This is a genomic window from Polaribacter sp. (assembly GCF_051251875.1).
GTDB lineage: Bacteria > Bacteroidota > Bacteroidia > Flavobacteriales > Flavobacteriaceae > Polaribacter.
In genome coordinates, this window is the sequence record NZ_JBPOGL010000015.1 from 37,279 (window position 1) to 51,904 (window position 14,626).

The 14,626-nt window shown below is 29.7% G+C and carries 11 protein-coding genes and 1 riboswitch; of the genes, 5 read left to right on the forward strand and 6 right to left on the reverse strand.

All coding sequences use genetic code 11. From position 1 onward, the window contains the following. Together ACSHW5_RS08450 and ACSHW5_RS08455 are read right to left on the reverse strand one after the other, a co-directional pair. Window positions 1–663 (reverse strand): DUF4290 domain-containing protein, encoded by a 663-nt coding sequence (locus tag ACSHW5_RS08450; RefSeq protein WP_435675684.1) that lies wholly within the window; start codon window positions 661–663, stop codon window positions 1–3. 266 nt (window positions 664–929) lie between these two features. Then, window positions 930–3,251: an ATP-dependent helicase gene (locus ACSHW5_RS08455; protein ID WP_435675685.1), complete on the reverse strand. Its 2,322-nt coding sequence runs from the start codon at window positions 3,249–3,251 to the stop codon at window positions 930–932. Window positions 3,252–3,478: 227 nt separating this feature from the next. On the opposite strand from ACSHW5_RS08455, the gene ACSHW5_RS08460 reads away from it, so the two are divergent. Genes ACSHW5_RS08460 through ACSHW5_RS08470 form a run of 3 tightly spaced genes read left to right on the forward strand, consistent with a single transcriptional unit; the run spans window position 3,479 to window position 5,330 of the window. Beyond that, the gene (locus ACSHW5_RS08460) at window positions 3,479–4,093 is read left to right on the forward strand and encodes a SatD family protein (protein WP_435675686.1); all 615 of its coding nucleotides are present in this window, start codon (window positions 3,479–3,481) and stop codon (window positions 4,091–4,093) included. Between the two features lies 1 nt (window position 4,094). Continuing rightward, window positions 4,095–4,814, forward strand: a complete 720-nt coding sequence (locus ACSHW5_RS08465) for a DUF3307 domain-containing protein (RefSeq protein WP_435675687.1) — start codon at window positions 4,095–4,097, stop codon at window positions 4,812–4,814. Between the two features lie 3 nt (window positions 4,815–4,817). Continuing rightward, window positions 4,818–5,330 carry a hypothetical protein gene (locus ACSHW5_RS08470; RefSeq protein WP_435675688.1) on the forward strand — a complete coding sequence of 171 codons (513 nt, stop codon included), beginning with the start codon at window positions 4,818–4,820 and terminating at the stop codon, window positions 5,328–5,330. Between the two features lie 246 nt (window positions 5,331–5,576). Here ACSHW5_RS08470 and ACSHW5_RS08475 read toward each other — a convergent pair whose 3' ends face one another. Then, window positions 5,577–7,523: a TonB-dependent receptor plug domain-containing protein gene (locus ACSHW5_RS08475; RefSeq protein ID WP_435675689.1), complete on the reverse strand. Its 1,947-nt coding sequence runs from the start codon at window positions 7,521–7,523 to the stop codon at window positions 5,577–5,579. An 84-nt stretch (window positions 7,524–7,607) separates the two neighbouring features. Beyond that, window positions 7,608–7,828, reverse strand: a riboswitch (cobalamin riboswitch). Between the two features lie 74 nt (window positions 7,829–7,902). Here ACSHW5_RS08475 and ACSHW5_RS08480 point away from each other — a divergent pair. Together ACSHW5_RS08480 and ACSHW5_RS08485 are read left to right on the forward strand one after the other, a co-directional pair. After that, window positions 7,903–8,940 (forward strand): GMP reductase, encoded by a 1,038-nt coding sequence (locus ACSHW5_RS08480; protein WP_435675690.1) that lies wholly within the window; start codon window positions 7,903–7,905, stop codon window positions 8,938–8,940. Further along, window positions 8,940–10,079, forward strand: coding sequence for an ABC transporter substrate-binding protein (locus ACSHW5_RS08485; RefSeq protein ID WP_435675691.1), 1,140 nt, complete (start codon window positions 8,940–8,942; stop codon window positions 10,077–10,079). The genes ACSHW5_RS08480 and ACSHW5_RS08485 overlap by 1 nt, the downstream gene beginning before the upstream one ends. A gap of 300 nt (window positions 10,080–10,379) precedes the next feature. On the opposite strand, the gene ACSHW5_RS08490 is transcribed toward ACSHW5_RS08485, so the two are convergent. The 3 genes from ACSHW5_RS08490 to ACSHW5_RS08500 all read right to left on the reverse strand — a co-directional run bounded on the left by ACSHW5_RS08490 (window position 10,380) and on the right by ACSHW5_RS08500 (window position 14,610). Beyond that, window positions 10,380–11,102, reverse strand: coding sequence for an aspartate/glutamate racemase family protein (locus tag ACSHW5_RS08490; RefSeq protein ID WP_435675692.1), 723 nt, complete (start codon window positions 11,100–11,102; stop codon window positions 10,380–10,382). Between the two features lie 77 nt (window positions 11,103–11,179). After that, on the reverse strand, window positions 11,180–11,830 hold the full coding sequence (locus ACSHW5_RS08495) for a hypothetical protein (protein ID WP_435675693.1): 651 nt from the start codon (window positions 11,828–11,830) through the stop codon (window positions 11,180–11,182). Between the two features lie 26 nt (window positions 11,831–11,856). Beyond that, window positions 11,857–14,610: a DNA gyrase/topoisomerase IV subunit A gene (locus ACSHW5_RS08500; protein ID WP_435675694.1), complete on the reverse strand. Its 2,754-nt coding sequence runs from the start codon at window positions 14,608–14,610 to the stop codon at window positions 11,857–11,859. Between the last annotated feature and the right edge of the window lie 16 nt (window positions 14,611–14,626).

Consider the following 14,626-nt stretch of genomic DNA (forward strand, 5'->3'; position numbering starts at 1 on the left):
CTAATATCTTTTTCTATTTTTATTTTGATTGTTGTGTTGCGTTTTCTTGTAAGACGTTTTAGAATTAGCCTGTCCTTGACCTTGTGTACGAGGTTTTTTAAGTAAGTTTTTACTTTCGGTTAACGCTTCTTCGGTATTTCTTAAATCTAATTTTCCGTCAGATAAATCATATAAATGTTTAAAAATAACCGCATCATCTACCGTATCTTTATTCCAATTTAAATAACACTTTTTCATGTGATTTGCAATGGTAAACACCAAGGCTTCTTTCTTTTCTCCTTCTTCCCAATCTAAGGCAACATCTATCATTGTTTGAATATTGTTACCATAATAACGATATCTTGAAGCTGATTTAGGATACGGCAATCCTTCTGGTTTTTCTCGTAATTCTTCTTTTGATGGCTGCGGATAAGGAGACTCTACATCTAATTTAAAATCTGCCATAATGAATAATTGATCCCATAATTTGTGCTTAAAATCTGGAACATCACGTAAATGTGGTTGTAAGTTTCCCATGACATCTACAATTGCTTTTGCCATTTTATCACGCTCTTCTTTTGTATCCAAAGCCAAACAATGGTCTACTAATTTTTGAATATGTCTGCCGTATTCTGGTATAATCATTAACGGTCTTTCTGAATTGTATTCTAAATCGAATGTCATTTATTTATTTTTGAAGTATTCTAAATATTTTTATTGATTAAAAAATAAATCAACCTAAAAATATAGTTTATAATAAGTGTACACTAGTACTATGTTTTATGTGTTAAAATAAAAGCTTCTTAGTTTTAAGATAGTACTATAGTTATTTAACGTTGCAAAATAACGATTTATTTTTAGTTTTATTGAAGATTTTTTTTAAGTTTCCCATTTTCATGGGAAAGACAATTTATTTGAAAATTAAAAACCTAGTTTTAAATAGCTTTTTCTCATCCAATCACTTTTAATTTTGCAAATTGAAGTAATAATTTCTTTTTACCAACGGTTCCAAATTTAATTTCTGCTTTTTTATTGGGTCCACTTCCTTCTATGGCAAGCACCTCTCCTGTACCAAATCTATTGTGTTCTACAATATTACCAACAACCATATTGCCGTCAAATAAATTAGTATTTGACTTTGCTTGTGATACTTTTTTTAAATTTTTAGGAATCACTACTTCTTTCTTTTTTACCATATCGCGTTCCATTTTTTTACGCTGAATTGGTTTTTGAAATCGAATTCCTTTTGGTGCATCATCAAAAATACTTTTATCAACAAAATTGTTGATTGCCGGATTTGTACTTTTTGGGGTAATATAATTTAAATATTGATCATCTATTTCTTCTAAAAATCTACTAGGTTCTGCATCTACCAATTTTCCCCATCTGTAACGTGTTTGTGCGTAACTTAAATAAGCCACTTTTTCTGCTCTTGTTAAGGCTACATAAAACAATCTGCGTTCTTCTTCTAACTCACTTCTAGTGTTCATACTCATGGCAGATGGAAATAAATTTTCTTCTAAACCAACAATATAAACATACAAGTATTCTAACCCTTTAGATTGATGAATAGTCATTAAAGAAACACTTGGTTTGTCATCATCTTTTTTAGCATCAAAATCTGTAGCTAAGGCAACATCTTCTAAAAAAGTGGTTAAAGAAGTGTCTTCTCCTTGTTCTATTTTATCGGTTATAAAGTCTTTAATTCCGTTTAATAATTCTTGAACGTTTTCTACTTTACTAACAGCTTCCGGAGTACCGTCTTTCTCTAAATCTTTAATTAATTGGGTCTTTTTTACAACCGTTTCTGCAATTTCAAACGCATTTTTAGTTTCAGATTCTATTTGCAAACTTTGCATCATATTCATAAAATTCCGAAGCTTATTTTTTGTTCCAGAATTTATTTTTAAATCTATTTTATCTATATATTTTATAATATCAAAAATTGATTTTTTATAATGATTTGCAGCTATAGTTAGCTTATCTATGGTTGTAGCTCCAATTCCACGTGCAGGATAATTGATAATTCTTTTTAATGCTTCTTCATCATTTGGGTTAATTAAAATTCTTAAATAAGATAAAAGGTCTTTTATTTCTTTTCGTTGATAAAAAGACATTCCACCATAAATTTTATAATCTATCCCTTTTTTACGCAAGGCATCTTCTATGGCTCTAGATTGCGAATTTGTTCTATACAAAACGCAAAAATCATCTGGACTTAATTGATGATTCATTTGATTTTCCCAAATAGATTGTGCTACAAAACGCCCTTCTTCTCCATCGGAAATTGTACGCATTACATTTATAGCATCTCCAGCGTCATTAGATGTCCAAACTTCTTTGTCTAACTTTGTTTTATTTCTTTCAATTACAGAATTTGCCGCATTTACAATATTACTGGTAGATCTATAATTTTGCTCTAGTTTAAAGGTTTTTACATCTGGATAATCTTTTTGGAAATTTAAAATATTCTGAATATTTGCTCCCCTAAAACTATAGATACTTTGAGAATCATCTCCCACCACGCAAATGTTGCCAAATTTATCTGCCAAGGCTCTAACAATGATATATTGCGAGTGATTTGTATCTTGATACTCATCTACCATAATATATCTAAATCTGTCTTGGTATTTTGCCAACGTTTCTGGAAAACGTGCTAACAACTCATTGGTTCTTAACAACAAATCATCAAAATCCATTGCACCAGCCTTAAAGCACCTATCTACATACGCTCTATAAATATTACCAACTTCTGGCCTACTTGCATGTAAATCTGCTTCTTGTAAATCTGGGTTATTAAAATAAGCTTTAACCGTAATTAAACTGTTTTTAAAGGAAGAAATTCTCCCTAAAATCTGTTTAGCTTTGTACTGTTCTTTATTTAAATTCTTTTCTTTAATAATGGCAGATATTAACCTTACGGAATCTTGCGAATCATAAATTGTAAAATTGGTTGGAAAACCTAATTTATCTGCTTCTGAGCGTAAAATTCTTGCAAAAACCGAGTGAAATGTTCCCATCCACAGATTTTTAGCTTCACTATTACCTACAACTCCAGCAATTCTTGCCTTCATTTCTTTGGCTGCTTTGTTGGTAAATGTGAGCGATAAAATATTAAATGAATCTACACCTTGCTGCATTAAATGCGCAATTCTGTAAGTTAATACACGTGTTTTACCAGAACCTGCACCTGCAATAATTATCATAGGCCCATCTTTTTGTAAGACGGCTTGTTTTTGTGCTTCGTTTAAAGAATCTAAGTACGTATTCAATAGTTTATTTTGAAAGAGTTTGAAAGTGTGAATTTAGCCAAACTATTCGTTTCTATAAAAGAAGATCTTTGTTTTTTATTCACAAGTTTTTAGCAAAAATATCTACTTAAAACCCGATAAAATAAAATATAGGCTCTAAGACCTATAATTTAAAATATCTGCTATAAAGCAGATATTTTTGACTTTTTAAAGAATAAACTATATCTTAGCTAAAAATTACATTGGTAATGACAAGTATTTTAACAGGCGACATTATAGATTCAAGAAAAAATGACGACCATTTTTGGGTAAAAACCTTAAAAGATACGCTGGCTACTTTTGGTGATTCTCCAAAAATTTGGCAAATGTATAGAGGTGATAGTTTTCAATTAGAAATAGAAAATTGTGAACTTGCATTTTTTGCCGCTTTAAAATTAAAGTCTCAGCTAAAATCTACAGAAAACATTGATGTTAGAATTGGTATAGGAATCGGTAAAAAAGAATTTAATGTTGATGAAATTACAGCCTCTAACGGAGAAGCTTTTATAAATTCTGGCCTTGCTTTTGATACTTATTTAAAAAAACAAACCATTGCCATAAAAACACCTTGGCAAGAAATAGATGAAGCATTAAATATTGCTTTTGATTTGGCTTTATTAACAATGGATTCTTGGACAAGAAATTCTGCCGAAGTATTTAAACTTTCTTTAATTTTAGAAAATAGTACTCAAAAAGAGATTGCTAGTATTTTAGGAATTACACAAAGTAGTGTTAGCGAAAGACAAAAAAGAGCTGGTTTTGAACCTATTATGAAGTTAGAAAAACACTTTAGAAAATTAATTCAACAAAAAACTACCGAATAGAATGTTCTTATTTTTAAAATTTTTGTTAGCACATATTTTAGGCGATTTTGTTTTTCAACCAGAAAATTGGGTTAAAGACAAAGAAGAAAAGAAAGTAAAATCTGTAAAATTATATTTTCATATTGGTATTCATGCCCTTTTTTTATTGCTTTTGTTACAATTTAATTTAAAAGAATATTGGTTAGGATTTCTACTAATTATTAGTTCTCATTATTTCATTGATGTATTAAAATTATTTCTTCAAAAAAAGAAAACAAAACGAATTTGGTTTTTTATAGATCAAATCTTACACATTGCAATACTCTTATTAATTACCTTATTATATACAAACTTTAGTGTTTCCTTAACTACTTTTTTTACAGAAAAAGTACTATTAATGGCCGTTTCTTTATTAGCAGTAACCTCTGTTTCTTCCATTATTATTAAAATGATCATTACACAATGGAATCCTGAAAATAAAAAAGATGATGATGATTCTTTAGCCAAAGCCGGACGCTATATTGGCATTTTAGAACGTTTGTTTGTGTTTATATTTGTAATTACAAATCATTGGGAAGCTATTGGTTTTTTATTAGCAGCAAAATCTGTTTTTAGGTTTGGAGATTTAACATCTTCTAAAGACCGAAAATTAACAGAATATATTTTAATAGGAACATTATTAAGTTTTGGGTTTGCGGTACTTTTAGGAGTTCTATATTTGTACACTTTAAAATTTATCTAATTTATGGAAGATACAGTATTAGCAAGTATTGGGTATGTTTTACCCGCTGCCGTTACAGGTTTTGTAGCATATTATATGTTTAACGGCTTCATAAAACAGCAAAATTCTGATAAAAAAATAGCTATTTTATCAGAAAGAAGAAAAGATTCTCTACCTATAAAACTACAAGCGTATGAACGCATGTTACTTTTTTGTGAAAGAATAAACCCTGTAAAAATGTTGCTTAGAATAAAACCTCTTTCTGAAAATAAAGAAGACTATCTACAGCTTTTAATAGCCAATATAGAACAAGAGTTTGAACATAATTTGGTGCAACAAATTTATATTTCTAACACCTCTTGGACGGCAATAGTAGCGTCTAAATCTGCAGTAATAAACAAACTAAAGAAAACGGCAGAAACATCAAACTCTGCAAATAATTTACGCGAAAATGTGCTTATAGAGTACACAAAAACAACACCTCCTACAGAAACAGCTATTTCATTTATTAAAAATGAAGTAAAAAAATTACTATAAAAAAACTCCGATTAATGCCTAAAATTAAGCACAACCAGAGTCTTTCACTTTCCCTTAATATACAATAATCCCCTACTTAAGAATTTCTGAAAACGAATAAACTTAGCACAAAGCTAAAAGTGTATTTCGTTTGTTATTTTTTGATAAAAAAAACAAAAACAAAAATTCTATTTTTTAAATTCCGCATCTGCGGATATAACAATATCTATAACATCTCTGAGGCAAACCCCAGAGATTTATTTTTCATTAAAACTGAAGTCTTACTCCTACTTTAAAGTTTCTACCTCTTGTAGAAAAACCTAAAATATCATCATAATCTTCATCAAAAATATTAGTTACAGCACCAAAAAAAGTAACTGATTCATTTAATATTTTATAATTAGCGCTAAAATCTAATACTTCATAACCTGGTAAAATAACATCTTCACCTGCTGTACCAAAAGAACCATATCTATCAAAAATAGATCTATCACCTACATTTCTATATGTAAAATTAAAAAAAGCATTTTCTAAGGCAGAAATATCTATACCAGCCATCACTTTATTGGCAGGAATATAATCGTTAAAATCTTCTAATTTATCTTTATCAATATAAGTATAAGAAGCGTTAAACGTTAAAAAACTAGTTGGTGTAATTTTAGTATTTACTTCAAAACCATTCGCATCAGAAGAGCCATTTCCATATTTATAAGTAGCACTATCATAAATAATAGCATCTTCCTCTTTTCTATTAAAATATACGGCATCTAACTGCATCCAATCTTGGTAACTTACATCAAAACCAGCTTCAAAAGTTTTATTAGATTCTGGTTTTAAATCTAAATTACCCGCATAACCGTCATACAATTGATACAAACTAGGCGTAATAAAAGCTGTGCTATAAGAAGTTAATAATTTTAGAGAAATATTTTCATTTTTTACTACAGAATACGCAAGATTACCATCATACACAAAATGATTTCCATAGACATTATGTATATTTAATCGTCCACCAATATTTACACTTAAACCATAATCTGCAATATAAACTGCACTTGCATACGGATCTATAGTATTAAAATTAGCCACATCTCTGTCTATTGTTGCAAATGGTGTAACTGTATGATTGCTGTGTTCTTGATAATTTAAACCTGTAATTAATTGAAATTTTGAACTAAACTCATATTTATTTACCAAATCTAAATTTAAACTTTTTCCCTTAAATTCATAGGCATCTAAGGTATTAGAAAATGAATTAAATTGATTTAAATTTCTTTTTACTTCATTTAAAGATGCCAACAAATACACTTGCCCTTTAGCATACGCAATACGTGGTCTAATTCCGAATCTTAATTGATTTTGATCTCCTGTATTTACATCATTGTCAGAAAAAGCACCTGCATCAAAATCATAATCAAACTCATCATAATTTAAAAAAGTTTCTATACTTACTTTATCATTAAAAGAATATCCTAATTTTAATAAACCATTTATAGAATTAAAGCTATCCTCTTCAAAAACGGTATTGGTTTTACTTTTAGCAGAAGACATTCCCTCAACATCGGTTAAACTAAAAGAACTTAAAAAATTAAACTTCCCTAAAGTTCCGTTGATATTAAAACTCTGGTATCTATCCGATTTTATATCTGCTTTGGTATTTGCTGTATTATTTGTACCAAAACTTGTTTCATAAGCACCAGAAATTTTTTCTTTTGATGCTTTCTTTAAAACAATATTAATAACGGCAGTGGCTGCTCCAGAACCATATAATGTAGAAGAAGCTCCTTTTAAAATTTCTATAGATTCTATTTGATTTAGAGACAACAAACGCAAATCAAACTCCTGATTAATTGCAGATTGATCTGTAACCGGAACACCATCTATTAAAACCAACACTTGCCTACTTCTACCTCCTCTAATATTTATACTTTTAGGTTCAGAAGCATTTGCATTTACACCTCTAACATCAATACCTGCAATAGTATTTAAAATTTCAATAACATTTTTTCCAGCATTTTGCTGCAATACTTTTTGAGTAATTTTATGAATTACTTTACCCGTGTTTTCTTTTTTTAAGTTAAATTTTGTTGCGGTAACAACAATTTCAGCTAAGTTTTCTACTGGTTCTTTTTGCGTGTCATTTTTTTGAGCAAAAAGATTTGTGCTGACAAAACTACATGCCAATGCACCAACAATTAAAAATTGTTTTTTCATTTTTTAATAAATTTGATTTACAATAAATCAGGTAAATTTTGTGTACAAAAAAAGATTAGTACATAAACTCTTATCCCGAAAGTTTTAAACTCGTGATTTATGGCAGGTTTCCTGACTTGCGTCTTGTAACAAACCTTCCCATTTTTTTTATCTGATTTTATTTCAGAATCTAAAACAGTGGTTAAAGAAGTAGTTACAAGCTTTATAGCTTACAGTTGCGGGAACAGTCCTGGAATTTAACCAGATTCCCTTTTAATTTGATGCAAAATAATTTCTACATCAAAACCAAAATCTTTGCAAAGATATATGCATTCTTATGAATAATCTAATAAAAACACTCCGAAATTTAATATCTTTAAAGTCTAATTATAGAATACTTATGAGAATTGAAAACGAGTTAAAATTAGGATTTAAAGATGTAATGATTCGTCCAAAAAGATCAACCTTAAAATCGCGTTCGCAAGTTACTTTAGAAAGAACATTTAGCTTTTTACACAGCAATATTGTTTGGACAGGAATACCTATAATGGCTGCAAATATGGATACCGTTGGTACTTTTGAAATGGCAAAAGCGCTAGCAAAACACAAACTTTTTACCGCAATTCATAAACATTATACAATAGAGCAATGGAGAGATTTTGCTTCAACCGCAAATGAAAAAACATTAAATAACATTGCCGTTAGCACAGGTACTGGTAAAAAAGATTCTGAAAAAGTGAAACAAATTTTAGCAGAATTTCCACAAATAAATTTTATTTGTGTTGATGTTGCCAACGGATATTCTGAACATTTTGTGAATTTTGTTCAGAAAACACGTAAAAATCATCCAAAAAAAGTAATTATTGCTGGTAACGTAGTTACTGGTGAAATGGTAGAAGAACTACTTTTAGCAGGCGCAGATATTATTAAAGTTGGTATTGGTCCGGGCTCTGTATGCACAACACGCATAAAAACAGGCGTTGGTTATCCGCAGCTTTCTGCAATTATAGAATGTGCGGACGCGGCACACGGAATGGGCGGACAAATTATTTCTGATGGAGGTTGTAAAATTCCCGGAGATATTGCCAAAGCTTTTGGCGGAAGCGCAGACTTTGTAATGCTGGGCGGAATGTTAGCTGGTCATACAGAAAGTGGTGGTGATTTGATTGAAAAAAATGGCGAAAAATTTAAGGCTTTTTACGGAATGAGTTCTACAACTGCCATGAATAAACATGTTGGTGGCGTTGCAAATTACAGAGCTTCTGAAGGTAAAACCGTACAAGTTCCGTATAAAGGAGATGTAAACCATACAGTGATAGATATTTTAGGCGGCATTAGATCTACATGCACTTATGTTGGCGCTAGCAGATTAAAAGAATTAACAAAAAGAACTACATTTATTAGAGTTCAAGAACAAGAAAATCAAGTGTATTCTTAATGAAAAATTTAAATTTAATTCCTGTTTTACTATTCTTTTTAATAACGGTTTCTTGTAAAAAAAAAGAAATAAAGATTGATACAAATACAAAAACGGAAAGCGCTATTAAATATGCAAAAGGTTTTGATATTGTTAATGAAGGTGGCATTAAAAAGTTGATTATAAAATCTGCTTATCAAAATTCAGAAGAAATAAAAAAATACACCATTTGGAAAAAAATTAAAAACAAACAGCTGAACGATGTGCTAGAACACGAAATTTTAGTACCTATCAAAAAAATGGTGGTAACTTCTACTACACATATTCCTATGGTAGAACTTTTAAATGAAGAATCTTCAATTACAGGTTTTCCGCACGCTAAATATGTTTCATCTGAAAAAACAAGACATTTAATTGATGCAGGAAAAATCACAGAAATAGGGCAAGAAGGTTCTTTAAACACAGAAATTCTATTAGACTTACAACCAGAATTGGTAGTTGGTTATAGCGTTTCTTCTGCGGATAAAAGTTTAACAACCATTCAAAAATCTGGAATACCCGTAATCTATAATGGAGATTGGCTTGAAGAAACTCCTTTAGGAAGAGCTGAATGGATTAAATTTTTTGGAGTTCTTTTCGACAAAGAAAAACAAGCCGACAGTATTTTTAACACCATAGAAAACAACTACTTAGCAGCAAAAAAAATTGCTTTAAAATCACTACAAAATAAAACGGTTTTATCGGGTGCAATTATGAGTAAAGATATTTGGAATTTACCTGCTGGAGAAAGCTTTGTTGCTCAGTTTTTAAAAGATGCCAACCTTAATTATTTATGGCAAGATTCTAAAGGAAAAGGAAGTTTGTCTTTAAGTTTTGAAAGTGTTTTTGACAAAGCACAAAACGCAGATTTTTGGGTTGCTCCTGGTTTTTTTGCCTCAAAACAACAACTTTTACAAAGCAATCAAATCTATGCAGAATTTAATGCTTTTAAAAAGGATAACATTTATACACCATCAACCAAAAAAGGAAAAACTGGTGGTATTATTTATTATGAATTAGCACCTACAAGACCAGATTTAGTTTTAAAAGATCTTATAAAAATTACAAACCCAGAATTGTTACCCAATTATACGTTAAAATTCTTTGAGAAAATGAAGTAAAAAAGACCTTCAATATTGCTACTGAAGATCTTTAATTATAATTATTTTAGGGAAATATTTATTAAATTCAAATATAAAATAAATACCCATTAATAGGTAATTCTTAATGAGAAATATTAAACTTCTTTTAGTGTTTTTTTACTGATTTTTATTTAAAAATAATCTTGGTTTTAATAGTTTTTTCAATGGTTAAAACTACTTTTCTACTATTTACATCTTAGAATTAGTAAATTTCTGATTGAGAAAAAGTATAGCCTAAAAAAAATAGTACAAGTAGTTTTAATTTGATAAAAAAACTTCCTATTGTTGCTGTTGTTGTTGCTGTTGTTTTTGATGTTTCGTTGCAAATTCAAACGCTGCAGTGGCATGAATTTTCGTAGTATCAAATACAGGAACTAAAACATCTTTTTGCTGAATTAATAAAGGAATTTCTGTACAGCCTAAAATAACACCTTCTGCCCCTTCTTGTATCAATCTATTGATAATTTTTAAATATTTTTCTTTAGAATTTGGGTTGATGTTTCCTACAGAAAGTTCTTCATAAATTACCGAATGTATAATTGCTCTTTCTTCGGTATTAGGAATCATTGTTTCAATACCAAAAGAAGTTAAAATATTTATAAAGAAATCTTTTTCCATGGTGTATTTTGTACCTAACAAAACAACTTTTTTAAGCTTCTTTTCAATTATTTTTTTTGAAGTTGCTTCTGCAATATGAATTACAGGAATGTTTACTACTTTTTTAACAGCATCAATACATAAATGCATGGTATTTGCGCAAATGAGAATACAAGTTGCCCCGGCTTTTTCTAAATTTTTACCAGTTTCAGCCATTAATTTATCTAACAAATCCCATCTATTATCTTTCTGAAGTTTAGAAATTTTACCAAAATCAAAAGAATTGATAATTACTTCTGCGGAATGTGGTGTTCCTAAATTCTTAGAATTTAATTGATTTAAAATTCGATAATATAACACAGTAGATTCAGGAGTTATCCCTCCAATTAGTCCTATTTTTTTCATTTGCTTTTTTTTAACCTACACTATTTTTAAAACCACTCAATAATTAAAACAACTTTGTTTGGTTTTCATCAAACTAGTTAAATTAATCCAGTAAAATGTTTATTGTATGTGGATAATATATGAGATTCAACACTTTTTATTTCTTTTCTATTTAATTTTCTTCCATAATCACCAATATTAGTGAACACATCCACTCGTAATCCAAATATTTTCTTTTTTAACTCTTTCCATTTTTTTAATTCCTTTTCTTTAAATAAATACCAAGTTAAAACTTTGATAAAATGCATAGGTGTTTCTATTTTTTGCAAATAATCTTTTATAACTTCATGTGTATTTTCATCTTGTATTACATGAATTAAAGAAAAATCATAAGTAAAAGATTTGACCTCGTATTGTTTTATATCTGTAGTTATATTATTTACTAATCTTAAATCAATTGGTAATGAACCATTTACTTTTTGATGTTTAAATGATATTCTTTTTATTTCAATATCTGTTTTAGATAAGTTCTCAAGTTTTAAAGTTATTGTGGGAGGAAGATAACCTTTATTATCCTTAGACTTGTAATATTCTTGCTCAATACTTACACTAATTTCAAGTATTTTTAAAAGTTTTGACTGTTTTCTGTCATGATAAAAATGTTTTATATAATAACCTACTATACCAACAATAAGTGATAAGCTAAATATAAAAAGAGGTGATTGAATTATAGTATTTTGAAAAAACATATCAATAATTACATATTTATTTTTAATTAAAACAACTTCGTCTGATTTTCATCATCTAATTTTTTCTGTTCTGCTTTCTTTTTGGCAATAGATTTCTGCAACGCAATTTTTGCTTTTTCTTCTGCAGAAAGTTCTTCTAAAACAGGTTTCTTAGTTTCAATTTCAGGGACCTCTAATGGTAAAACATCTTTAACCACTTCTTCATCTATCACTTCCATTTCTTCAGAGGTTTCCTCTTCTGGCTCTTCAAAAGGCAACGCTTCTAATAAGTTTACCTGCTTAATTTTTTCTGAAGTTAATTGATTTCCTTGCGCTTTAATACCTTTTACGGCAATAAATTCTTCTAAATTAACTTCTTCGTTTTCTATACTTCTTTTAGAATACACAACTTCAACCAACGGTCTGTAATCTGTTGCTACAATTTCTAATTGCGATTTTACGTGTTCGGAAATAAATATTTCTTCTTTTTCTACTGTTTCTATTAAGAAACGCTTTATATAATAACGTTCTTTTTCTCCATCATAATAAATTGCAGAAATTGGCTTGTTGGGTTTCCATTTTTCTAACACAATCATATCATCTTCAAAATGCATGGCCAAATTGGGTTTTACCGCTTTTGCTTTTCCACTTTGTGTAATAATTAACAATTTATCTTCGGCTTTAAACTCTCCTAACAATTCTCCTCTTGCATCAACATTTAGGCGTTGCACGGTATCATCAAACCAAATTTTTCTAGGCTTTAACGTAGAAACTCCCTCCGATTTAAAATCGACACTTTTAATAGCATATTTTGTGATTAAATTTCCTCTAACAGCTCTTCCTTTAACTGCTAAATCTGCAAAATCTATATCCCATTTTAGTTTTTTCACACTTCCAACAGAACGTAAATTAATGGTAACAACTTCTGCTTCTCCGTTTAAATTTGCAGAAAAATAATGAACAATAGCGCTTTTGTTTCCGTTTGCTAAATGGTATTCTTTATCTCGGGTAACAGAAGTAACATTAAAACGTTTCATATAAGATGCGCCTCTAGCACCATCTCTGTACATATAATTATAAACGGTTCTTCTATCTTTCTTTTTAAAGACCGCAACATGAATTATACCTTTACCAACAAAGGTTTTAGCATCTACTTTAGTCACCATCATTCCACCATCTTTTCTAAAGATAATAACATCATCAATATCAGAACAATCTGTAACAAACTCATCTCTTTTTAAAGAAGTACCAATAAATCCTTCTTCTCTATTCACATAAAGTTTGGCGTTGTTCATGGCAACTTTAGAAGCAACAATATCATCAAAAATTCTAATTTCTGTTTTACGTTCTTTGCCTTTACCGTAGGTATCTTTTAAGCGTTTAAAATAATCTATTGCAAATTCTATTAAATTTGCTAAATGATTTTTAACAACAGCTATTTTATCTTCTAAACTTTCTATAAACTGTTTGGCTTTGTCTATATCAAACTTAGATATTTTCTTAATTCTAATTTCTGTTAAGCGTGTAATATCTTCTACAGTAATGGTACGTTTTAAATGTTTAATAAATGGTTTTAAACCTGTATCAATTGCTTCAATTACACCTTCCCAAGTTTCTTCTTCTTCAATATCTCGGTAAATTCTGTTTTCAATAAAAATTCTTTCTAAAGAAGAAAAATGCCATTGCTCTTCTAATTCATTTAACTGAATTTCTAACTCTTTTTTTAACAAATCTACCGTTAAATCTGTAGAATGTTTTAGCATTTCAGAAACACCAACAAACACAGGTTTATTGTTTTCAATGGTACAAGCTAAAGGAGAAATAGAAGATTCGCAATTGGTAAAAGCATACAAGGCATCAATAGATTTATCAGGAGAAACATTAGGTGGTAAATGCACTAATATTTCTACTTCAGCAGCCGTATTATCTTCTATCTTTTTTATTTTAATTTTCCCTTTATCATTGGCTTTAATAATACTATCTATTAAAGAAGTTGTGGTGGTAGCAAACGGAATTTCATTAATAACCAGCGTTTTTTTATCTAGTTGATGAATTCTAGCACGAACACGCACTTTTCCGCCACGTTTACCATCATTATAATTGGTAAAATCTGCAATTCCTCCGGTTAAAAAATCAGGAACAATTTTAAAACTTCTCCCTTTTAAATATTTAATAGAAGCATCAATTAATTCAATAAAATTATGCGGTAATATTTTAGTTGATAAACCAACCGCAATTCCTTCTGCACCTTGCGCTAATAATAACGGAAATTTTACAGGTAAATCTATCGGTTCTTTTCTACGTCCGTCATAAGACATTTTCCACTCGGTTGTTTTCGGATTAAAAACAACATCCAAAGCAAATTTAGACAAACGCGCTTCTATATATCTAGAAGCTGCTGCGCGGTCTCCGGTTAAGATATTACCCCAGTTTCCTTGCATATCAATCAACAATTCTTTCTGACCAATTTGCACCATTGCATCTGCAATAGAAGCATCTCCATGCGGGTGATATTGCATAGTATGACCCACAATATTTGCTACTTTATTGTAACGTCCATCGTCTAAATCTTTCATAGAATGCATAATTCTACGCTGCACAGGTTTTAGTCCGTCTTCTAACGACGGAACCGCTCTTTCTAAAATTACATACGAAGCATAATCTAAAAACCACTCTTTATACATTCCTGTAATTTTGGTAATGGTTTCTACAGATTCTGTCTGATTTTCTAGAGAATCTGATTGATTTTCCGGATTTGTTAATTCTTCTTCGTGTTCGTTTTCGTTTATCTCTTCACTCATTTAAAAAAACGTTTAA

Excerpts from the sequence above, each read along its gene's own strand:
- ACSHW5_RS08450 (WP_435675684.1), bottom strand. The coding sequence starts at position 663 with ATGACATTCGATTTAGAATACAATTCAGAAAGACCGTTAATGATTATA.
- ACSHW5_RS08460 (WP_435675686.1), top strand. The coding sequence starts at position 3,479 with ATGACAAGTATTTTAACAGGCGACATTATAGATTCAAGAAAAAATGAC.
- ACSHW5_RS08465 (WP_435675687.1), top strand. The coding sequence starts at position 4,095 with ATGTTCTTATTTTTAAAATTTTTGTTAGCACATATTTTAGGCGATTTT.
- ACSHW5_RS08470 (WP_435675688.1), top strand. The coding sequence starts at position 4,818 with ATGGAAGATACAGTATTAGCAAGTATTGGGTATGTTTTACCCGCTGCC.
- ACSHW5_RS08475 (WP_435675689.1), bottom strand. The coding sequence starts at position 7,523 with ATGAAAAAACAATTTTTAATTGTTGGTGCATTGGCATGTAGTTTTGTC.
- ACSHW5_RS08480 (WP_435675690.1), top strand. The coding sequence starts at position 7,903 with ATGAGAATTGAAAACGAGTTAAAATTAGGATTTAAAGATGTAATGATT.
- ACSHW5_RS08485 (WP_435675691.1), top strand. The coding sequence starts at position 8,940 with ATGAAAAATTTAAATTTAATTCCTGTTTTACTATTCTTTTTAATAACG.
- ACSHW5_RS08490 (WP_435675692.1), bottom strand. The coding sequence starts at position 11,102 with ATGAAAAAAATAGGACTAATTGGAGGGATAACTCCTGAATCTACTGTG.
- ACSHW5_RS08495 (WP_435675693.1), bottom strand. The coding sequence starts at position 11,830 with ATGTTTTTTCAAAATACTATAATTCAATCACCTCTTTTTATATTTAGC.
- ACSHW5_RS08500 (WP_435675694.1), bottom strand. The coding sequence starts at position 14,610 with ATGAGTGAAGAGATAAACGAAAACGAACACGAAGAAGAATTAACAAAT.